At 71.0% G+C, this 18,820-nt stretch carries 19 protein-coding genes; 7 read left to right on the top strand and 12 right to left on the bottom strand.

Annotation, left to right across the window (positions count from 1 at the left end; all coding sequences use genetic code 11):
• Positions 1-14: 14 nt before the first annotated feature.
• The 4 genes from ACGFIB_RS19345 to ACGFIB_RS19330 all read right to left on the bottom strand — a co-directional run bounded on the left by ACGFIB_RS19345 (position 15) and on the right by ACGFIB_RS19330 (position 3,341).
• Positions 15-1,178, bottom strand: a complete 1,164-nt coding sequence (locus ACGFIB_RS19345) for an RNA polymerase sigma factor (protein WP_393373573.1) — start codon at positions 1,176-1,178, stop codon at positions 15-17.
• Positions 1,175-1,582, bottom strand: a complete 408-nt coding sequence (locus ACGFIB_RS19340; protein WP_142570980.1) for a YciI family protein — start codon at positions 1,580-1,582, stop codon at positions 1,175-1,177. The genes ACGFIB_RS19345 and ACGFIB_RS19340 overlap by 4 nt, the downstream gene beginning before the upstream one ends.
• A 123-nt stretch (positions 1,583-1,705) precedes the next feature.
• A complete protein-coding gene (locus ACGFIB_RS19335; protein WP_393373571.1) occupies positions 1,706-2,809 on the bottom strand; it encodes a tyrosine-type recombinase/integrase in 1,104 nt (367 codons plus the stop codon).
• A gap of 52 nt (positions 2,810-2,861) precedes the next feature.
• Positions 2,862-3,341, bottom strand: coding sequence for a ribosomal protein L7/L12 (locus tag ACGFIB_RS19330; RefSeq protein WP_393373568.1), 480 nt, complete (start codon positions 3,339-3,341; stop codon positions 2,862-2,864).
• Between the two features lie 124 nt (positions 3,342-3,465).
• Between ACGFIB_RS19330 and ACGFIB_RS19325 the strand changes: the two genes are divergently transcribed.
• From ACGFIB_RS19325 to ACGFIB_RS19315, 3 genes are all read left to right on the top strand, one after another.
• Positions 3,466-4,368, top strand: a complete 903-nt coding sequence (locus ACGFIB_RS19325; protein ID WP_357243135.1) for an MBL fold metallo-hydrolase — start codon at positions 3,466-3,468, stop codon at positions 4,366-4,368.
• On the top strand, positions 4,365-5,294 hold the full coding sequence (locus tag ACGFIB_RS19320) for a helix-turn-helix domain-containing protein (protein WP_393373566.1): 930 nt from the start codon (positions 4,365-4,367) through the stop codon (positions 5,292-5,294). Before ACGFIB_RS19325 ends, ACGFIB_RS19320 begins: the two co-directional genes overlap by 4 nt.
• An 84-nt stretch (positions 5,295-5,378) precedes the next feature.
• Positions 5,379-6,260 carry an NmrA family NAD(P)-binding protein gene (locus ACGFIB_RS19315; RefSeq protein WP_357243129.1) on the top strand — a complete coding sequence of 294 codons (882 nt, stop codon included), beginning with the start codon at positions 5,379-5,381 and terminating at the stop codon, positions 6,258-6,260.
• A 23-nt stretch (positions 6,261-6,283) separates the two neighbouring features.
• Here ACGFIB_RS19315 and ACGFIB_RS19310 read toward each other — a convergent pair whose 3' ends face one another.
• The gene (locus tag ACGFIB_RS19310) at positions 6,284-7,234 is read right to left on the bottom strand and encodes a DUF2218 domain-containing protein (RefSeq protein ID WP_357243126.1); all 951 of its coding nucleotides are present in this window, start codon (positions 7,232-7,234) and stop codon (positions 6,284-6,286) included.
• 117 nt (positions 7,235-7,351) lie between these two features.
• Between ACGFIB_RS19310 and ACGFIB_RS19305 the strand changes: the two genes are divergently transcribed.
• Positions 7,352-7,951, top strand: a complete 600-nt coding sequence (locus ACGFIB_RS19305; RefSeq protein WP_393373563.1) for an ArsR/SmtB family transcription factor — start codon at positions 7,352-7,354, stop codon at positions 7,949-7,951.
• On the opposite strand, the gene ACGFIB_RS19300 is transcribed toward ACGFIB_RS19305, so the two are convergent.
• Positions 7,946-9,262, bottom strand: a complete 1,317-nt coding sequence (locus tag ACGFIB_RS19300; RefSeq protein WP_393373560.1) for a phosphotransferase — start codon at positions 9,260-9,262, stop codon at positions 7,946-7,948. The two genes, ACGFIB_RS19305 and ACGFIB_RS19300, sit on opposite strands and share 6 nt — an antisense overlap.
• A 285-nt stretch (positions 9,263-9,547) precedes the next feature.
• On the opposite strand from ACGFIB_RS19300, the gene ACGFIB_RS19295 reads away from it, so the two are divergent.
• A complete protein-coding gene (locus tag ACGFIB_RS19295) occupies positions 9,548-9,967 on the top strand; it encodes an ester cyclase (RefSeq protein WP_167748222.1) in 420 nt (139 codons plus the stop codon).
• 62 nt (positions 9,968-10,029) lie between these two features.
• Here ACGFIB_RS19295 and ACGFIB_RS19290 read toward each other — a convergent pair whose 3' ends face one another.
• From ACGFIB_RS19290 to ACGFIB_RS19270, 5 genes are all read right to left on the bottom strand, one after another.
• On the bottom strand, positions 10,030-10,797 hold the full coding sequence (locus ACGFIB_RS19290; protein WP_393373557.1) for a group II truncated hemoglobin: 768 nt from the start codon (positions 10,795-10,797) through the stop codon (positions 10,030-10,032).
• Positions 10,798-10,913: 116 nt separating this feature from the next.
• Positions 10,914-11,894 (bottom strand): alpha/beta hydrolase, encoded by a 981-nt coding sequence (locus ACGFIB_RS19285; RefSeq protein WP_393373555.1) that lies wholly within the window; start codon positions 11,892-11,894, stop codon positions 10,914-10,916.
• A 207-nt stretch (positions 11,895-12,101) separates the two neighbouring features.
• Positions 12,102-13,433 (bottom strand): nitroreductase/quinone reductase family protein, encoded by a 1,332-nt coding sequence (locus tag ACGFIB_RS19280; RefSeq protein ID WP_393373553.1) that lies wholly within the window; start codon positions 13,431-13,433, stop codon positions 12,102-12,104.
• Positions 13,434-14,853: 1,420 nt separating this feature from the next.
• Positions 14,854-15,807 carry a diacylglycerol/lipid kinase family protein gene (locus tag ACGFIB_RS19275; protein WP_393373550.1) on the bottom strand — a complete coding sequence of 318 codons (954 nt, stop codon included), beginning with the start codon at positions 15,805-15,807 and terminating at the stop codon, positions 14,854-14,856.
• A 29-nt stretch (positions 15,808-15,836) separates the two neighbouring features.
• Positions 15,837-16,232: a DUF3224 domain-containing protein gene (locus tag ACGFIB_RS19270; RefSeq protein WP_191050096.1), complete on the bottom strand. Its 396-nt coding sequence runs from the start codon at positions 16,230-16,232 to the stop codon at positions 15,837-15,839.
• A 213-nt stretch (positions 16,233-16,445) separates the two neighbouring features.
• Between ACGFIB_RS19270 and ACGFIB_RS19265 the strand changes: the two genes are divergently transcribed.
• Complete coding sequence (locus ACGFIB_RS19265; protein ID WP_393373547.1) at positions 16,446-17,225, top strand: ATP-binding protein; 780 nt, start codon at positions 16,446-16,448, stop codon at positions 17,223-17,225.
• 22 nt (positions 17,226-17,247) lie between these two features.
• Here the strand turns inward: ACGFIB_RS19265 and ACGFIB_RS19260 are convergent, their stop codons facing one another.
• Positions 17,248-17,697, bottom strand: coding sequence for a universal stress protein (locus tag ACGFIB_RS19260; protein WP_357243100.1), 450 nt, complete (start codon positions 17,695-17,697; stop codon positions 17,248-17,250).
• 186 nt (positions 17,698-17,883) lie between these two features.
• Here ACGFIB_RS19260 and ACGFIB_RS19255 point away from each other — a divergent pair, with 186 nt between their 5' ends.
• The gene (locus tag ACGFIB_RS19255) at positions 17,884-18,819 is read left to right on the top strand and encodes an ABC transporter ATP-binding protein (protein ID WP_208762191.1); all 936 of its coding nucleotides are present in this window, start codon (positions 17,884-17,886) and stop codon (positions 18,817-18,819) included.
• The last annotated feature ends 1 nt before the right edge of the window (position 18,820 follow it).

The raw sequence follows: 18,820 nt of genomic DNA, 5'->3' as shown, positions 1-18,820 counted from the left end.
GACACCGGCGGCCCTCACCGAAGCCCCCGATCCGGGCGCCGCAGCAGTTGCCGCACCCGGGCGGCCTCTCGGGTGAGGTGGTCGCGTTCCGGCACGCTGGTGGCGGCGCGGGCGGCCTCGGCATACAGCTCGGCGGCCTGCGTAAGGTCGCCGGCGCGTTCGAGGAGGTAGGCCCGCACCGCGGCGTGGCGGGGCAGGCCGGGGTCCACGCCGGTCAGCGCCGCCAGGCCCGCCTGCGGTCCGTCGGCCTCGCCGACCGCCACCGCGCGGTTAAGCCGCACCACCGGGCTGCCGGTGAGGAGCAGCAGCTCGTCGTACCACTCCACGATCTGCACCCAGTCGGTCTCGCAGGCGCTGCGGGCGTCGGCGTGCAGGGCGGCGATCGCGGCCTGTGCCTGATATTCGCCCAACCTGTCGCGGGCCAGCGCGGCCTGCAGGATCGCCACCCCCTCGGCGATCAGGCGGGTGTCCCAGCGCGATCGGTCCTGCTCGGCGAGGGGCACCAGGCGGCCTCCCGGGCCGGTGCGGGACGCGCGGCGCGCATGGTGCAGCAGCATGAGCGCGAGCAGCCCGGCGACCTCGGGCTCGCCGGTCAAGGTGACGAGCTGGCGCGCCAGGCGGATCGCCTCGGCCGCCAGGTCGACGTCTCCTCCGTACCCCTCGTTGAAGACGAGGTAGAGGACCCGCAGCACCGTCCCGAGATCGCCGGGCCGGTCGAGCGGCAGCCCCGCGATCCGCCGCTTGGCCCTGCTGATCCGCTGCGCCATGGTCGCCTCGGGAACGAGGTGGGCCGCCGCGATCTGCCGCGTGGTCAGGCCGCCGACCGCGCGCAGCGTCAGCGCGACGGCCGAACTCTGCGGCAGGGCGGGGTGCGCGCACAGGAAGTACAGCCGCAGCGTGTCGTCGGCGGCGGGCGCGGGACCGGCGGGAGGCTCGGCCTCCACGGTCAGCTCCCGCCCCCGCCGCGACGCCTCGGCCCGCGCCGCGTCGAGGAACCTGCGCCAGGCGGCCGCGACGAGCCAGGCCCTCGGATCGCGCGGCGGGTCGCCGGGCCAGGTGTCCAGCGCCCGGATCAGGGCCTCCTGCACGGCGTCCTCGGCCGAGGCGAAGTCGGCTCCGCGCCGGACGAGGACGCCGATCACCGCGGGCACCAGCTCCCGCAGCAGTGACTCGTTCACTCGGTGACCGTGGGCGGCTCGGTGAGGAACGGCCGGACCTCGAGCCACTCGTGGATCGGCTCGCCGCGGGGCCCGGGAGCGGCGGACAGCTCCCCGGCCAACTGCACCGCACGATCCCACGAGTCCACGTCGATGATCATCCAGCCGGCGATGAGGTCCTTGGTCTCGGCGAACGGACCGTCGGTCACCGGTGGGCGCCCCTCGCCGTCGTACCGCACGAACGTGCCCCCGGGCGCCAGCGCCTGTTCGCCGACGTACTCGCCCGTCTCTTCCAGGCGGGCCGCGAAGTCGCGCATGAACTGGATGTGCGCGTCGACCTCCTCCGGCGTCCACTGGTCCAGCGACCCGTAGTCGACGACGGGGGCCGGGCCACCTCGGTAGTGCTTCAGCAGCAGGTATTTCACGGTGGTTCTCCTTCTTCGCGCGGCCCGTCGTGGCCGCTCCTGCCCCTGGGACGGAGCCGCCACCGCATTCTCGACACCCGGCGCGACAACTTTTCCAGAAATCCCGCGGTGGACTCTCCCATGTCAGGTGTCCGGCCCGGCCTCGTCGTCCTGCACGGCCTGGCCGCGCCGGCGGCGCAGCAGCGGATGCGACCCCATCGCCACCTCCAGCTCCCCGGGAAGGTCGTCCCGGTAGCGGCCGAGCGTCGACAGATCGCTGTGGCCCAGCACCCGCCGTACCGCGTCCATGTCGGTGCCGTCCGCCAGCAGGTGCGTCGCCGTGGTGTGCCGCAACCCGTGCGGGGTCACCTCCCGGCGCCGCCCCGGATCCACCTGCCGTTGCACCCGGTCGATGACGGCCTGCACATCGCCCCGCGCCAGCCGCCTGCCCCGCCACGACAGCAACAGCGCCTTCTCGCCGTCGCCACCCGCCCGCACCGCCAGGTACGCGTCGAGCGCCACCGCGACGGCATCGGGCAGCGGAACGTCCCGGGTGCGCCCGCCCTTGCCGAAGATCCGCCAGTAACGCACCCCGTCGTTGGTGTAGAAGTCCTCCACGTTGGCCCGCACCAGCTCCGACACCCGCGGGCCGAGCGTGGTCAGCAGCAGCACCACCAGCGCGTCACGCACCTCCGTACGCTGGTCGGCCCGCCTGCGGCGCCCAGAGCCGGGACCGGTCGCCTCCACGGGCGGCGCGCCGGGGGAGCCGGCGGCCTCGATCAGGCCCTCGGCCTGCTCCCGTGTCAGCGCCCGCCGCTCAGGCCGCAGCCCGCCCCGCTCCCGCGCCCGCACCGAGGAGGCCGCCATCGGATCCAGATGCACCCAGCCCGCCGACGTGGCGTGCCGGAACAACGCCGACACCGACCGGCGGAACCTCGCCTGCGACGCCGCGCTCTGCCCCGGTTCCTTCCCCGTGCTCTTCCCCGCGGCCTCCCCCCGGCCGTTGATCTTCCTGCGCTCGTCCGGTTTGCGCGCGAAGGCCAGCAGCACCGCGTCCACGTCCTCACCGGTCAGGTCGTCCAGCACCCGGTCCGGCCCGGCCAGCCGAACGAACGTGGCCACGTCCCGCGCGTAGACCTCGGCCGTGGCGGGCGACAGCGCACCGGTCACCGTCTTGGCCCGGACCAGCTCCACATAGCGGTCGGCGGCCTCCTGCACGGTCAGCCTGTTCACCTGTACGGGCAGCATGATCGACACCGTACCGAGCCGCACCGACAGCGAACGCCGCGGCGGCGCTCTCCTACGCCCCGCCGCCCCCCGCGTCGCCCCCCGCGTCGGTGACGTCGATCGCCTCGACGAACCGCTCGGCCTCCGCCTGGCCCATGCCCGTCTCGCCGCGCACCAGGAACACCGCCTGCTCGCCGCGCCCGGCCGCCTTCAGCTCCCGCACCCGCGACGCCAGGTCCGGCCGCGCGTGCCCCGGCGCCACCGGCAGCGGCCGCCCGGAGGCCAGGGCGTCGGCCAGGTCCTTGGCCTCCGTCAGGCCCAGCCCGGTCTGCTCGCGGATCACCTTGATCGCCTCGATCTTCTTGCCCTCGGCGTACAGGTCCCGCACCCGGTGCTGCAGGTCGGCCGAGACCGGCGGCAGCAGCCCGGGGCTGCGCCAGGCCAGCGGCCCGGCCGGGCGGGCGCCGGCCCGCATGGCCGCGAATCCCACAGCGAGCAGCGCGATCACGATGACGGCGAGGATCAACACCTCGACCGTGCCCAAGCCGAACATGTGGTGATCGTATGCCCCGGTTCATGGAACAGTCAGCCCCTCCCGGCGAGCGCCATACCGCGGTCGTGTGCCTGACCACGACATGGACAGGCACACGACAGCCGCGCTCTCGAATACTCAAGTCATGAGTTCGACCGCGACAGCTTCAGCCCAGGCTCCGGGATTCGCGCGCACCAGCGTCGGTGCGATCACAGTGACCACCGTCTACGACGGGGCGCTGCCCATCCTCGCCGTCGACATGCACGGCGAGTCGCCGGAGCGGATCACCGAGCTCCTGGCTGACGGATTCCTCCCGCCGGACGGCGACCTTCTGACGGCCGTGAACACCTTCCTCTTCCAGACGGGCGGACGCACAGTGCTGGTCGATGCGGGCGCCGGCACATCCCTTGGACCAGGCACCGGTCATCTGCTGGAGAACCTTCGCGCCGCCGGAGTCCGCCCGGAACAGGTCGACGACATACTCATCACGCACCTGCATCCCGATCACGCTTTCGGTCTCGTGACCGCGGACGGGGAGGCAGCCTTCCCGTCCGCGACCGTGCATCTGTCGAGACTCGACGCTCAGCACTGGTTGAACGACGCCGCAGCCGCGAACGCCGAGGGTGTGCAGGCACAGATCCACCGATGGGCCGTGCAGGCTCTGACGCCATATCGCGCCGGCGGCCGGTTCTCCACCTTCGCCTACGGTGAGCAGCCGGTGCGGGGCGTGACCGCAGTGGATCTCCACGGCCACACCCCAGGCCACAGCGGCTACCTGGTGAGCGGTGAAGGGGAGCAGCTGCTGTTGTGGGGTGACACCATGCACAGTCACACCGTTCAGCTGCGGGCCCCGCACGTCGCGATGGACATCGACAGCGATCGGCCCGGTGCCCGCGCCGCCCGCATGCGCGTCCTGGAGGAGATTCGGACGCGGGGGTGGGTGGTCGGAGGCGCACATCTTCCCTTCCCCGGCATCGGGCGGATCCGATTCCGTGACGGTGAGGCCCGGTGGGTGCCCGCGCCGTATCGCCCACTGGAGCCCGCATGACCACCGGCCCTGAGAGCGGTTCCCGGCGCGACCAGGCCGCCCGGGCGACGAGACATGATGGAGGGGTGATGACCGGCAAGTCCTCGTCGGAGGAGCTCGGTGAGTTTCTCCGGGCACGTCGTGCCGCGGTGACCCCACAGGAGCTCGGCATCACCCCCTCCTACGGGGACCGCCGGCGGGTGCCGGGACTCAGACGGGAGGAGCTCGCCGAGCTGGCCGGGCTCAGCACGACGTACTACACCCGATTGGAGCGAGGCGAGAGCCATCAGGTCTCGGATGCGATCCTGGAGTCCGTCGCACGGGCACTGAAGCTGTCACCCGACGAGCGCGCGCACCTCTACCGCCTGGCACGGGCCCTCCCGCCCGTGCGGGGGACCGGCCACGAGGACCACGTACGCGGTTCCATCCGTGATCTCGTCGACAGCAGCCTTGGCGCCGTCGTGCTCGTCGGACGGCGCACGGACATCCTCGGGGGTAATCCGCTCGGATACGCGCTGTGGTGCCTCACGACCGACGAGATCGCCGCCATCGGGACACCTGACGCACCGAATCAGGCCCGGCGGGTCTTCCTCGGCGCATATTCCCGCGATCTGTTCGCCGACTGGGAGCGCCAGGCCGAGGATCTCGCGTCCTACCTGCGGCTGGCCACGGCGGAGCGGCCCGATGACCTCGCCCTCCACCGGCTCGTCTCCGAGCTCGCCACCGGCAGCGACGACTTCGCCCGCCTGTGGCGCGACCATCCGGTACGCGACTGCCTGCACACCGTTCGCCGCTATCGGCATCCTCTCGTCGGCGAGCTGGAGCTGAACGAGGAAATCCTCCGCCTGCCAGACGATCCGGGGCAGCGTCTGATCGTCAGCGCCGCCGGGGCCGGCACGCGCTCGGCCGACCGGCTCGCACTTCTCGGCGCCCGCGCCGCCGGCTGACCGGCCGGGTCCGCGCCGCCGACCGCCGGCCTGCGCGCACGCCGGTCGCCAACACATCGCAGATCCCACACGCAAGGAACACTCATGATCGTTGTCTCATCCGCCGCCAGCAACACCGGCTCCGCCGTCGCCGACGCGCTGCTCGCCGCTGGACACCAGGTTCGGGTGCTGGGCCGCGACCGCGACCGCCTCCGGCGATTCGTGGAGCGCGGCGCCGAAGCGGCCGAAGTACGCACCGACGACCCCCACAGCCTCCGGGAGGCCTTCGCCGATGCCCACGGGGCGTTCGTCATGATCGCACCCGGTCTCATCCCCGGCAGCAGTGACTTCCCCGCCCACCAGCGGCGCGTGATCAGCGCCTACCGTCGGGCGCTCGACGCGCTCGACGGCCTCACCCGGATCGTCGGTCTGAGCGGCTGGGCCGCGAACTATGCCGGTGCCCGTGGTCCGGTGTGGGGGCTGCGGCCACTCGAAGAAGCGCTCGACACCCTGACCGGTGTGGAGGTGACCCACCTGCGGCCCGGGTGGTTCATGGAGAACGCCCTGCCGATGATCGAGGAGGTGCGGGCCACCGGCACCGCCCACGGACTCATTCCCGGGGACCTTCCGCTCCCGGCCATCGCCACGGCCGACATCGGCGCCGTCGCTGCCGATCTTCTCGCCGGGCGCCGCAAAGCCGGCGCCGGCGCACTCGAACTGCAGGGCCCCCGAGAGATCACGCTCAACGAGATCACCGCCGCGATCGGCGAGGCGGTCGGACGACCTGGGGCTCGCTATGAACGGATCGACGCCGCCACCATGCGCGAAGGTCTCCTCGCGGCGGGATTCTCCCCGCACATGGCAGACGGCACCACCGCCATGACCATCGACGTCGCCGAGCGCCGGATCGCCATGACTCAGCCGCGTGACGCCGAAACCGCGACCCCGACGACCTTCGAGGAATTCCTCGCCCGCCTGATCAACTGAACCCCCGCACCAGCCCTTGCGGGTCAGCCCACCCGCCGGGCGATCGTGACGCCGTCGCGCACCGGCAGCATCACCGACTCGACCCGCTCGTCACGCGCGATCGTCTCGTTCAGGCGGCGTACGGCCACCTGCGCGTCCCCCTGGAAGGCCGGGTCGAACACCCGCCCACCCTGGAACACGTTGTCGACCACGACGAGGCCGCCGGGGCTCAGCCGCGTGACCACCTCCTCGTAGTAGTCCGGATAGCTCTCCTTGTCGGCGTCGATGAAGGCGAAACCGATGACCGGCTCGGCCGGAAGCGCCCGAAGCGTCTCCAGCGCCGGCGCGATCCGCAGGTCGATGCGGTCGGCCACGCCCGCGCGCTCCCAGTAGTTCCTGGCGATCGAGGTCCACTCCGTGCTCACGTCGCACGCCAGCAGCCGCCCGCCCGCGGGCAGCCCCCGGGCGATGCAGATCGAGGAGTAGCCGGTGAACACCCCCACCTCCACCGCCAGGCGGGCGCCCGACATCCGCGCCAGCATCGTCAGCAGGGCGCCCTCGTCGTGGGAGACCTGCATCCCGGCCGCGCCGGCCGTCTCCTCCCGCGTCCTGACGACCAGATCCCGCAGCACCTCGTCGGCGGGGGAGCAGTGCGTGAGCAGGTAGTCGTCCACGACCGGGGACAGGGTCCACGCCGCGTCGCCCCCGACCGGCGGCGACCAGTCGACCACGAGCTCCTCCTGGGCGGCGAACCGCAGCAGGTGACGGGTGACGACGTCCTGCACCCCGGCCAGCGGCTCCTCGCCGGCGGCGGTCGCGATCATCTCGAATCCGCCGCGGCGGGGCCGCAGCACGCACCGCGCGGACCCCAGTTCGATCACCGCCCGGCCGTCGCCGCCGAGCACGGCCTCCACCTTGTGATTCATGTGCGACACGAGCTGCTTGATGTAGCGCTCGGGCCTGTCGGTGACGACGTACGCCGTCGAATGAGGCATCGGCTTCCTCCAAGTGAGACATCAAGAGTCGAGACTTTTCGACGCTTCCGACCCGGCGATTCTGCTGGCCACCCCACCCGTTTGTCAAAGCATCGACGATCCTCGACACTTTTCTCCGTGAACGACGAGACGACGACGGGGGAGCCCCCCGCCACACCCCCGCACGACCCCGACCTTCTGGAGCTCCGCACCCCCGCGCAGTTCAAGGCCCTCGGCCACCCCGTCCGTCACCGCATCGTCAACCTGCTCCGCCAGCGCCCCGCGACACTCGGGGAGCTGACCACGGCACTGGGGGCCGCCAAGGGCACCGTCGGCTACCACGTCCGCGTCCTGCGCGACGCCGGCATCGTCCGCCTCGCCGGCACCCGGCACGTACGCGGAGGCACCGAGCAGACCCTCGCCCTGGTCAGCCAGGGCTTCCGGCTGCACGAGGAGGCCGCGGCAGGCCCCGACTTCCTCATCAGGGCCGCCCTCGCCGAGATGCTGCCCGCCCGGCCAGGCCAGGCCGAGCACACCCTGCTGAACCACCTCTGGCTCACCCAGCAGGAAGCCCACGCCCTCATCGCCCGGCTCCGCGACCTCCTGCCCCCTCCCGGCCGCACCCCGCCCCCCGGCGGCGAGCCGTACGGACTGCTGCTCTCGCTCTACCCCGCCGACATCCCGACCCTGCCGCCCCGCCCCTCCGACGAAAGCGCCGCCAGGAACAGCACCTCATGACGCGCGATATGCGCGCTGTCGGTGAGATACAGCAGATCGTGCCCCTCCGCGAACATGAGCAGCGAACGCCTCGTGACCCGCCGCCGCCTCCGCACGCATGTGGACGACCAGATGCTCCAGCCGGGCCCGCGCCGTCCGCGTCAGCACCTCCCGGTCCCGCACACCGAGCCCGTAGCCGTCGGCGAACACCCGCAGCCGCCGCGCCTGCTCCTCCACTCCCGGAGCGCTCCGGTCACGGCCGGGATCATGCAACGGCACGAACCGGTAGGCGGCATACGCCACATCCCACACCCGCGGCCCCGGATGCGCGGTGTCGAAGTCGATGAACGCCACCGGCCGCCCCTCCCGGAACACGCAGTTGTACGGCGCCACGTCACCATGACAGACCACCTCCGCCGGAGCACGCGGCGGAAAGCACCACTCGGCGCCCTCCGCAGGCGCGAATCCCACCGTCGCGTCGTGGTAGTCCCGCAGCAACGCCCCGGCGCCGGCCAGCGCCTCATCCGCCATCGCGTACGCCGGCAGGGGATAGTCCGGCACCTCACCCGGGAGGAAATCCAGCACCTCCCGGCCCTCGCCGTCGCACCCGTGAGCTCGCGGCGCGCCACCGAACCCGGCCGCCGCCAGATGGTCCAGCAGGGCATGCACCGCCCGCGTCCACCGGCGGGCCGGTCGGCGCACCGTGCCGCCGACCCGCACGACACGGTTGACCCCACCCCCGGTCAGCACCTCCTCGCGCTCTTCGGGGACACGCGGGCCGGCTGGACCGCCGAGCGCCGCGCGTAACCTCTCCGCGAGATCGGCCGCCTGCCGCCGCGACCACGGGATCACCCCGTTCTCCGTCATCAGCGCGTGGAACTGCTGCCGCTCGTACGGCGTCCCAGGCGGCAGTGGCGCGATGTGCCAGTGCAGGTGGGCGTTGCCCTGCCCGCTGCCCAGTGACAGCAGATACGTACGCTCCGAGGGGGCGACCGCCTCGACCGCCAGGGCGACCCGGCGCACCGTCCGCATCAGCCGCACGTACGCCTCCTCGTCCAGGTCCCGCACCACATGCTCGACGTGGGCTTTCGGCGCCACCAGGACCTTCCCCGGCAACGTGGGGTAACGGTCGAGGAAAGCGATGTGATGATCGTCTTCGAACACGACCTGTTCGAAGTCGTAGCCGGGGTCGCCCGCCACCACCGCGCAGACGAAACAGGGACCACCCCTGACGCGCCGCACGTAGGCGGCGACATCGAAGTCCTCCCTATTGTGGGGGATCGGCCCATCCGGCTCGGGCCCCTCGGGATGACGCCGGTCGAGCTCCGCCATGCCGTGATCGTACGAGACCCGGCGTGCTGGGCTCCAGCGCTGCATAGTGTTCGCGCTGCAGGGTAGCCGCGCTGCCGAAGCAGCCGGTCCACCACTGGGCGGACGCGCCGGGATCGACACGGCGACCCTCGGAGGTGACCTCCGACGGCCAAGGCCGCCTCACCGTACGGGACGAAAACGCCTCAGGCGGGCAATGGCTGTGAACAGAGCCCGGCAAAGACTGCGAAGACAGGGACACCTTGCCGCGTTCCGAGGGCATCCATCCGGATAAGGAGGGCCGACATCGTGGGCGAAGCCCGCCGGGTGCGCGACAGATACAACGCCGCGTTCAATGCGCATGACATTGACGCGCTGCTCGGCACGGTCAGCCCTGACGGGGCGTTCCTCACCCCGGAAGGCATGGCCGAGGGCCGTGAGGAGCTGGGCTCCTACCTGGAGGAGTTCTGGGCGGCCTTCCCCGACGTGCACACGGTGGTCCTGGAGTCGTTCGACGTCGACGACATGACAGTCGACGAGCTGGTGCTCATCGGCACCCACAAGGGGCCTTACCTGGGACCGGGCGGCAAGATCATCCCGTCGACAGGCCGCCCGCTGAATCTCCGCTGCTGCTATGTCTGCGCCATCGAGAACGGGCTGATCGTCAGCATGCGCCTCTACTTCGACCAACTGGAACTGCTGGCCCAGCTCGGCATGCCGATCGGATGACCCGCCGCCGCGATGCCCAGCCGCCGGCCGGCGGGATCGACGACCCCGCCGGCCGTGACAGATCACGACGTGGGGGAGTAGGGCGGGGCCACCCCCCAGCCCCAGCGGGGGACGGGAGCCTGCTGGGGAGGGCGGGCGCCGGGCTGGGAGTTGGCGAACGCGAGGCGGGTGCCCCACTCGATGTAGCTCGCGAAGGCGGCGCGGAACTCGGGATCCGACGGCAGGCCGACCACGTCGGCGGCGTCCATGAGGAGATTCACCCAGCGGCGGCGCTGAGGTTCGGTGATGGCCTTGCCGAGATGCTGGACCAGCATGTGATGGTAGCCGCCCCGCTCGTGGGTGTAGCGGGACGGCCCGCCGAAGACCTCCGCCAGCCACATCGCGACGTACTTCGGATGTCCCGGGTCCATGTGGGCGAAGAGGGGACCGATCAGGTCGTCCTTGAGCACCTGCTCGTAGAACGTCTCGGTGAGCCGCTCCAACGCCTCGATGCCGCCCGCCCAGTCGTACATGCTCGGGACCGAGGAGCCGGCGCCGCGCACGGCGGTGCGCTCGTAGTGCCGCATCTCCTCGATCTGCTGGACGTAGGGTTTGATCGCGGAGAAGAACGCCGCGAAGTGCTCGCCACCGCGGAAACCCTGCAGATGATCATCCGCCGAGGTCCACGTGATGCGCAGCACGTACCACTCGGGCTCATCCACGCACCGGGACAGTTCGTAGTCCACACACTGCGGCGCGGCCGCCAGGGAAGCCGCGGCACGTCCGTAGGCGACCTCGAACTCCTCCGCGTCCGGCCGGCCGATCCGGTAGCGGATGTACTCGACAATCATTGATCTTCACCCCAGAGGTCGCACTGCCGAAGAAAAGGTAACCGTTGCAGTGTAATCATGTAACTCCCACCGAGTGCGCGGAGCGGCGACGGGTCGGCGCCGCCACATCCGGCTGATCACGCGGAGTCGCCGGGATCGGTGCCGATCAGCTCAAGGACGGCCGTGGCCGGTCCCACTCCACCGGCGTGCGCGCCACGCCCCCCGGCGCGCACGCGCTGACCGAGGAAGACGGCCGCGCGGTCCAGCGCCTCGTCCGCCTCGTCCAGGACACCGGCGAACGACTGGAACACATGCGGCACGTCGGCGGTGACGTCCAGGATGACATCCACTCCCGCCGCCCTGGCGCGCGCGGCCAGGCGGGTGGAGTCGTCCAGGAGGATCTCATTGGTGCCCACCTGGAGCAGCATCGGAGGAAAGCCGGTCAGATCGGCGAGGACGGCCGGGCTGAGCAGGGGCTGGTGCGGGTCGGCTCCGGCGAGGTACATGGCTCCGGTGCGTTCGACGGCCTCGCGGGTGAAGATCGGATCGATGCCCTCCTTGGTGTCCATGCTCTCGCCCGTCCGGGTGGCGTCGAGGCCCGCGGAGAAGGCCACGATGGCGGCGGGCAGCGGAAGACCCGCGTCGCGGGCGGCCAGGCAGGTGGTGACGGTGAGGCCGCCGCCCGCGGAGTCGCCGGCGAACGCGATCGTCGAGGGATCTTCCCCGCTGTCGAGGAGGGCCCGGTAGGCGCCCAGGGTGTCTTCGATTGCGGCCGGGAACGGATGCTCGGGGGCAAGCCGATAGTCCACCGAGTACGCTCCGAAGCCGGTCTTGGCCACCAGATTTCCGGTCAGCGACAGGGCGGTCTCCGGAGAGCCGAAGACCCAGCCGCCGCCGTGGAAGTACAGGATCGTTCCGGCGCGGTGCCCGTTGTCCGGCTCGACACGCAGTGCGGGCCGGTCGCCCAGCGTCGTCCGCGTGACGCGGATGCGGTCAGGCACGATCATCCGGGCCATCAGCGCCTTGAACCCGGCTCGGATCGCCTCGACCGACCGGGGGCCATCGGGCCGCGGCTGTCGCATCATCGCGTCGATCTGGGCGCGCTGTTCCTTGCTCATTGGTGTGCTCCCGCCGTAAGTAGCTTCCATTGCACTATATTCCATGGAATCTACCGTGAGCGGTGGCATGGACGGCCTCCGGGGCCTTGACTGACGTGGGTTCCCGAGGTGACCGCCCGAGCAGCCCCGATTTCCGGGCGCCCCGTCCCGGGACGGGGCGCTCAGCGGGTTGTTCTGCTCGGGCGGTCAGGGGCCGCTATGGCCTGATCAGCGCAGCCTCGTGCTCCCCGCCCGGGTTCCAGCGACCCAGCCGGTGAGGCGGCGCAGGAACGTCACGGCGATGGGGGGCGGGTCCTGTGCCATCACGCTCGCGTGAAACGCGTGCGGCATGCCCTCATACAGGTCGAGGGTCACCTCGACACCGGCGGCCGAGGCGGCTGCGGCGAAGCGACAGGTGTCGTCCAGCAGCACCTCCGCGGTCCCCGCCACGAGCAGGAGCGGGGGCAGGCCGTGCAGGTCACCGTGGAGCGGAGACTGAGGAGCCTGATCGGCGCGGGCCCCGGCCAGATACTGGGCGGTGACGTGTTCGGCGACTCGGCGGTCGATCACATCGCGGCCGTCGCCCGAGTCCAGAGACCGGCTCGACAGGGTCAGGTCGGTCAGCGGGGAAATCGCGACGGCCGCGCAGGGGAGGGGATCACCCGCCTGCCTGAGCGCCAGCAGCGCCGACAGGACGAGCGTGCCGCCCGACGACTCGCCGCACACGATGACGCGATCGGCGGGAACGCCCTGCTGGAGCAGGCTGCGATAGACGGCCACGACGTCGTCCAAAGCGGCGGGGTACGGATGGGCGGGCGCCAGGCGCTGGTCCACCTTGAACGCGGGACGCCCGGTCGCCTGCGACAGGCGGCAGGCCATGAGGGGCTCCAAGGTCGGCTGGGTGTGCTCGAAGCCGCCTCCGTGCACGTACAGCGTGACGCCGTCCTCGGTGGCCGACCCGCCGGCCGCGCTGACCCACCGTCCCGGTACGCCTCCGGTATGGGGGAGCGCGGGCGTCACGTCGGCGGCGAGCGCCGGAGGGTCGGTGACCAGAGCCCGGATCGAGGCCGTCACGGCCGCACGGTCGTCGGACGTGGCGGGGACCCGCGTGACGTCCAGATGTTCCTCGCGCCGGTGCCCTTCGGAACCGGAGCGCGGAGTCAACGCGACGACGGGCAGGACGCGCCCGGACCTCGTTTGATAGTCGGCCCAGCCGGAGTCCGCCTCCACGGCGCGGGCGAAGAGCCGCTCACGCTCCGCGCCTTCCACAACAGTGGCCTCGGCCTCGATCGTGAAGACGCCCGTCTCCACGGTGACGTGGGGGTTGGCACGCACATTGTGATACCAGGCAGGGTGGCGCGGCGATCCGCCGGCCGAGGCGATGACGAGCATTCGGCCCCCCTCATCATCCAGGTAGCCGAGGGGCACGGTGTGGGGGGCTCCCGAGCGGGCGCCGGTGGTGGTCAGGAGGAGCAGCCTGGCTCCCTGGAAGGGGCCGCCCACTTTCCCGCGGTTCGCGCGGAATTCCTGAATGATTTGCTGATTGAAGTCGTGCGGCATTCTCTGCTTTCTTGTTTCGGGCATGGCGAATCGACCGCGTCGCCGAATGAGGGACGGCGGTCACGAAGGAATGAAGGAACCGCGCACGGCAAAGGGGAGGCGCGGCGGAGATGTCGCCGGCGCCGAGGGGCGTGCCGACACGCGGGAAGAAGAATTCCGAATCAGGAGGTCGCAGATGCGGCGGGCCTCGCGCCCGCCCAGCCATCACGCCGTGGCCGGGTGCCTCACTCGCTTATGGCCCATGGCCGACCCGGCAGTCACGGTGTGACGTTATCGTCACCGCAGAAATGTGGCAACACCACATCTGCGCCAAAATCCCTGAGTTCGGGTCACTACGGTTCTTCGAACGGCACCTCGGTCAGGGCCACCGCGTCGTCACTCCCTGACCGGCCGGCAGGCGGGGGAGCGGCGTTCCGGGCGGCCGTGTTCAGACCGAGGGATCGAGATCGCCGGAGCGAGCCGACCGGCCCGCGGATGGCCGAGGTGCACGCCCGTGTGACGGCACCCTTATGCGGTGCGTACGGCAGCCGATCGAGCAGTTGCGGGGCCGACGACAGAGAGATCGGACACCACTCTCTAACCGAACAGAATTCACCTTCTGTCCGGTATGAGCCAGAATCGGAGTGTTTCGCCCATGGTGGGGGTTTTTGCGTCCCGGCGGAGAGACGCGAGAGCGTTCCCGTTCGGCGAGGCGGGCAGCCGGAAGGAGCATCTCGGGACCCCGGGTGCCGAGAATGCGACTCCCGGGGGTCCCGCTCGGGCACTCCGGCCCCCGAAAAGGATCACCGTCGCGGCGGCCGAACAGCTCAGCCGGCAGCCCGTCGCGGCGACGGCCCGGACGCCGTCATCGGGGCGCTGCGTCATTTGCGTACCGCGTCATTCGTGCACGGCGTAGTCCGCCGGGCGAGCCGGTGAGCAGTCCGCCGGACGATCGGACAATCCCTGTCGAGCGGGCCCTTCGAGCCCCTTTCTCTGTTGCCCGATAATGAACATTATGTCAAGTAAGCTGTTCCTGCCGCTCCTCCCGCCGCCCGATCCCGCGTACTCTTCGCTCGCGATCCTGACCCGTCACCGCATCACGACGACGCCGGGCTCACAGCGCTCGTGCACTCGGGATTGGGCGGCCCGGGACCGAGCCGGTCGTGCTGCCCCGAGGGCGGGTGTGGCAGCGAAGGCCTTCAGGCCCGACGAGGTCAGCGGTGACGGGCTACTCCCCCTGTCGCGCCGACAGATGATCATTTGCGGATGACTCGGGACACACCCGAGTCATCCGGCCGGACCATCCAGCCCCTCTCCCCCGCTGTTCAGCCGCTCGTGGCCGCGTGCATGAGCGCGACGTGTCGCCGTTCGGGGCGCCCGGCCGGTTCGGATGGTGGGGTTCGTCCCTGAGCCGGGCGCGGAGCGTTGGGGAATCGTGGGGTCAGGTGGTGGTGCCGGGCAGGCAGACGGTGATGGCCTGGGGCACGACTTTGACGGTGATGCGCTTGACCCGGTCGCGGGCTCCCCCGTCCAGTTCGTACGCCATGGGGGTGCGGAGTTTGACCGATACCTTCCGGGCGCGGGTGATGCGGACGAAGGGGGATTTCTCGGCGTTGCCGGCGCTCATGCGGCCGAGGGCGCGGGCCCATTGGATGGGGCCTTCCGCGGTGGAGACGCCGACTTCGAGCCAGCCGTCGTCGTATTGGGCGTCTTCGAAGACGTCGATGCCGCCGGTGACGGTGCCGACGTTGCCGATGAGCACGCAGCTGGCGTCGCCCTCGAACCAGTCGTTGTCGTCGATTTTGATTTTCATGGGGGTGACGGCGCCGCCGACGTGGCGCAGGCCGGTCCAGATGTAGGCGAAGCGGCCGAGGCGATCCTTGAGGCCGCGGTCGGCGTCGGCGATCATCTCGGCGTCGAAGCCGACGCCTGCCATGACGGCGAAGTGTTCGCCGTTGATCTTGCCGAGGTCGAGTTTGGCGCGGCGGCCCTCGAAGCCGATCCGTACGGCCTCGGGGAGGTCTTCGGGGATGCCGAGGTTGCGGGCGAGGAGGTTGGCGGTTCCCGCGGGGACGATGGCGGCGGTGGCGTCGCTGCCGGCGAGGGCGTCGATGCAGCGTTGCACGGTGCCGTCGCCGCCCCAGAGGAAGAACAGCTCGGCGCCTTCTTTGAGGGCCTGGCGGACCTTCTTGGGGGCCTTCTTGCTCTTGGGGACCTCGTACCAGAGCAGGTCGTCGACGTCGTAGCCGGTGATGATCTTGCGGAGCTCGTCGAGGCCGCCGCCGAGGGTCTTCTTGCGGTGCGCGATGACGGCGACGCGGGGCACCGGGGTCCGGGGGGTGGCAGGCGCGGCGGCGGGGTCGTCCGCGGGCCGCCGGTCAGCGGATTTCACCATGGACCGGCGGCTACCCGGATGGGGGCGGGTTAGGCCTCGGGGAGGGTGTAGTCGATGAGGTAGTGGTGGCCGTCGTCCACGCGGATGGTGCCCTCGCCGGTGAGGCCGGCCAGTTCGCCGGTGCCGCTGGTGGGGACGATCTGCCATTTCATCCACTGTTCGCCGTTGTGGCTGCCCGCGCTGTGCTGGAGTGCGAAGGTCCCTTTGCGGCCGTGGAGGGTGCCTTCGACGTGTTCGACGCCGACGTAGGCGGCGGGCCCATCGGGGGTGACGACGGTGAGGATTTCGGTGGTGCTGGTGCCGACGAGGTCACCGTGGAAGGCCTTGGTGATGTGGTTGCGGCCGAAGGTGGTGCCTTCCTTCTCCTCGGTGGCCAGTTCGGTCCAGTTGGTGATGTCGAAGGCGCCGGTGGCGTGTCCGTTCATATGTCCAGCGTGCCGCGTTTTCCTGACACCTTCCGTCAGGTACGGCGGTGTCCATGCGGTGCTGTCCAATGGTGAGCGGGAGGAGAAAGTCAGACGAATGCCGTCAAGCCCGTCACTTTTCAGCCGTTCATGACAGATGATCGGAGGCATGTGTATTCCCCGACCGGCCGTCCCGGTCCTCGCCGGCCGGTCCGCCGAGGCCCGGCCGGTGTGATGCTGATCTCTCCCTTCCCTTCACAGGAGGGCCGCAGGATCGCCTACAAGGTGTTCGGGTCGGCCGCGAGCGCCCCGCAGCGGGCCCGCGCGTTCGTGCGGTGCCAGTTACGGGGGTGGGAGCTCGCGGACCTGGCCGAGACGGCGGAGCTGGTCGTCTCCGAACTGGTGACGAACGCGGTGCGGGCGACGGACGCCGTGGTCAGCCCGCCGATGGCCTCGTCGATGTTCCCGGTGGTTCTGCGTACGGTGGCGCTGCGGGTCCGGGTGGCGCCGGAGCGGCGCAGCCTGTTCATCGAGGTGTGGGACGTCAGCGACCGCGAGCCGGTGCCGCACGGCGAGGGGGAAGGCGACCTGGGCGAGACCGGCCGGGGGCTCGTGCTGGTCGGCAGCCTGGCCCTGCGCTGGGGCCACTATTCGGCGCCGGATCGGGGCAAGATCGTGTGGTGTGAGCTGGCCATCGCGCCGGTGGAGGTGTCGCGTCCGCCGGGGGCGGCGGGTGCTCCGGCCGCCGGTTCCGGGCCGCGCGGGCGGACGGCGGCAGCGGCGTCGGCAGGGGCAGGAGCAGGAGCAGGAGCAGCGGCAGGATCATCGGCCGCAGCGTCGGCGGGGGTGTCGGCGGGGGTGTCGGCGGGGGTGTCGGCGGGGGTGCTGCCGCGGCGGGGGCGGCGGCATCCGGTGGGCGCGCGGACGGACGGCCCGGACGAGGCGACGCTGCTGCGGGTGCTGGAAGGCCTGCGGGCGCTGGACGTGTCGGACCCGGACCGCCGCCGAGCTTGAGCCCCGGTGGATGTGCGGTGGATCAGGGAACGACGGTGACCGGCCAGCGGCCGGTGCGGACCAGGCGGAGCGCGACCGAGCCGATGAAGCGGTGGCCGGCCTGGGTGGAGGCTCCCACCACGACCGCGTCCGCCCTGATCTCGTCGGCGATCTTGGCGAGGACGCCGGCGGCATCGCCGTATTCGGTGCGGAAGGTGTAGTCGACGCGTGAGTGCGTGGTCTGGGCGAAGTGCTCCACCTGTGCGCGCAAGTCCGTGGCGACCTCCTCCCCCGCCTCGATGACCGAGGCCGACGCGGCCGGCATCATCGTGCTGATCGCGCCGGGGTTGGTGACGTAGACGAGGACGACGTGCGAGCCCTGGCGTCGGGCGAGCCCCCAGGCGTACGCGGCGGCGCGCAGGGAGGTATCCGAGCCGTCGATGCCGACGAGGATCACTCGCGGGCCGTCGGTGCCCAGCTCGAACGTGTTCACGCCAGTCAGCGTACGGCTCGCGGGGGGCCCCTGGATACGGGGCCGGGGCTGGGGGCGGGTCGTGGTGGATCAGGTGCGGCGTGACCGTCTTCGCGGTGGTCGCCGGGGAGGTGGGGCAGGGCCGGTCGGGGTGGCGCGGATAATCTGTTGCGGAAATGTCGGGGCCGTTGGTTAGGGTCTCGGATCGTGGCTGGTCAACCTTTGATCTACGCGCGTGGCCTGGTCAAACGCTTCGGGGAGTTCACCGCCGTGGCGGGGATCGACCTCGATGTGGCGCCGGGTGAGGCGTTCGGGTTCCTCGGGCCCAACGGGGCCGGCAAGTCCTCGACCATGCGGATGATCGGGTGTGTGTCCACGCCGACCGCCGGGGAGCTGCGGATCCTGGGCATGGACGCGGTTCACGACGGGCCGAGGATCCGCGCGCGTCTGGGGGTGTGTCCTCAGCTCGACAATCTCGATCCCGATCTGACGGTGCGGGAGAACCTGGTGACCTACGCCCGCTATTTCGGGCTGTCGCGGGCGGAGAGCCGCAGACGGGCCGACGAGTTGCTGGAGTTCGTGCAGCTCCGCGACCGTGCGGGCGGGAAGGTGGAGCCGCTGTCGGGGGGCATGAAGCGGCGCCTGACGATCGCGCGGGCGATGGTGAACGAGCCTGATCTCGTGCTGCTCGACGAGCCGACGACGGGGCTTGACCCGCAGGCTCGTCATCTGTTGTGGGAGCGGTTGTTCCGGCTCAAGCAGCGGGGCACCACGCTGGTGCTGACGACGCATTACATGGACGAGGCGGAGCAGTTGTGCGACCGGCTGGTCGTGATGGACGGCGGCAGGATCGTGGCGGAGGGGTCGCCGAGGTCGCTGATCGAGACCTATTCGACGGCCGAGGTGGTCGAGGTGCGTTTCCCCGGCATGCCGGAGGCGGGGGCGCGGTACGCGGGGGCGCTGGAGGGGGTGGGCAAGCGGGTCGATCCGCTGCCCGATCGGGTGCTGGTCTACGTGGACGACGGCGACGCCGCGCTGGCCGAGATCCAGCGGCGCGGGTTGGAGCCGTCGAGCGTGCTGGTGCGGCGGTCGACGCTGGAGGATGTGTTCCTCCATCTGACGGGCCGGACGTTGGTGGACTGAG

The organism is Microbispora bryophytorum, assembly GCF_043197435.1.
GTDB classification, from domain to species: domain Bacteria; phylum Actinomycetota; class Actinomycetes; order Streptosporangiales; family Streptosporangiaceae; genus Microbispora; species Microbispora bryophytorum.
Note: the sequence above shows the minus strand (reverse complement) of the source record. Positions and strands in the feature narration are given on the sequence as shown.

What these genes read in the sequence shown, in the direction of transcription:
- ACGFIB_RS19330 (WP_393373568.1), bottom strand. Translation starts at nt 3,341, where the DNA reads ATGTTCGGCTTGGGCACGGTCGAGGTGTTGATCCTCGCCGTCATCGTG.
- ACGFIB_RS19335 (WP_393373571.1), bottom strand. Translation starts at nt 2,809, where the DNA reads ATGCTGCCCGTACAGGTGAACAGGCTGACCGTGCAGGAGGCCGCCGAC.
- ACGFIB_RS19275 (WP_393373550.1), bottom strand. Translation starts at nt 15,807, where the DNA reads ATGGTGAAATCCGCTGACCGGCGGCCCGCGGACGACCCCGCCGCCGCG.
- ACGFIB_RS19325 (WP_357243135.1), top strand. Translation starts at nt 3,466, where the DNA reads ATGAGTTCGACCGCGACAGCTTCAGCCCAGGCTCCGGGATTCGCGCGC.
- ACGFIB_RS19270 (WP_191050096.1), bottom strand. Translation starts at nt 16,232, where the DNA reads ATGAACGGACACGCCACCGGCGCCTTCGACATCACCAACTGGACCGAA.
- ACGFIB_RS19265 (WP_393373547.1), top strand. Translation starts at nt 16,446, where the DNA reads ATGCTGATCTCTCCCTTCCCTTCACAGGAGGGCCGCAGGATCGCCTAC.
- ACGFIB_RS19280 (WP_393373553.1), bottom strand. Translation starts at nt 13,433, where the DNA reads ATGCCGCACGACTTCAATCAGCAAATCATTCAGGAATTCCGCGCGAAC.
- ACGFIB_RS19290 (WP_393373557.1), bottom strand. Translation starts at nt 10,797, where the DNA reads ATGATTGTCGAGTACATCCGCTACCGGATCGGCCGGCCGGACGCGGAG.
- ACGFIB_RS19285 (WP_393373555.1), bottom strand. Translation starts at nt 11,894, where the DNA reads ATGAGCAAGGAACAGCGCGCCCAGATCGACGCGATGATGCGACAGCCG.
- ACGFIB_RS19310 (WP_357243126.1), bottom strand. Translation starts at nt 7,234, where the DNA reads ATGCCTCATTCGACGGCGTACGTCGTCACCGACAGGCCCGAGCGCTAC.
- ACGFIB_RS19315 (WP_357243129.1), top strand. Translation starts at nt 5,379, where the DNA reads ATGATCGTTGTCTCATCCGCCGCCAGCAACACCGGCTCCGCCGTCGCC.
- ACGFIB_RS19300 (WP_393373560.1), bottom strand. Translation starts at nt 9,262, where the DNA reads ATGGCGGAGCTCGACCGGCGTCATCCCGAGGGGCCCGAGCCGGATGGG.
- ACGFIB_RS19320 (WP_393373566.1), top strand. Translation starts at nt 4,365, where the DNA reads ATGACCACCGGCCCTGAGAGCGGTTCCCGGCGCGACCAGGCCGCCCGG.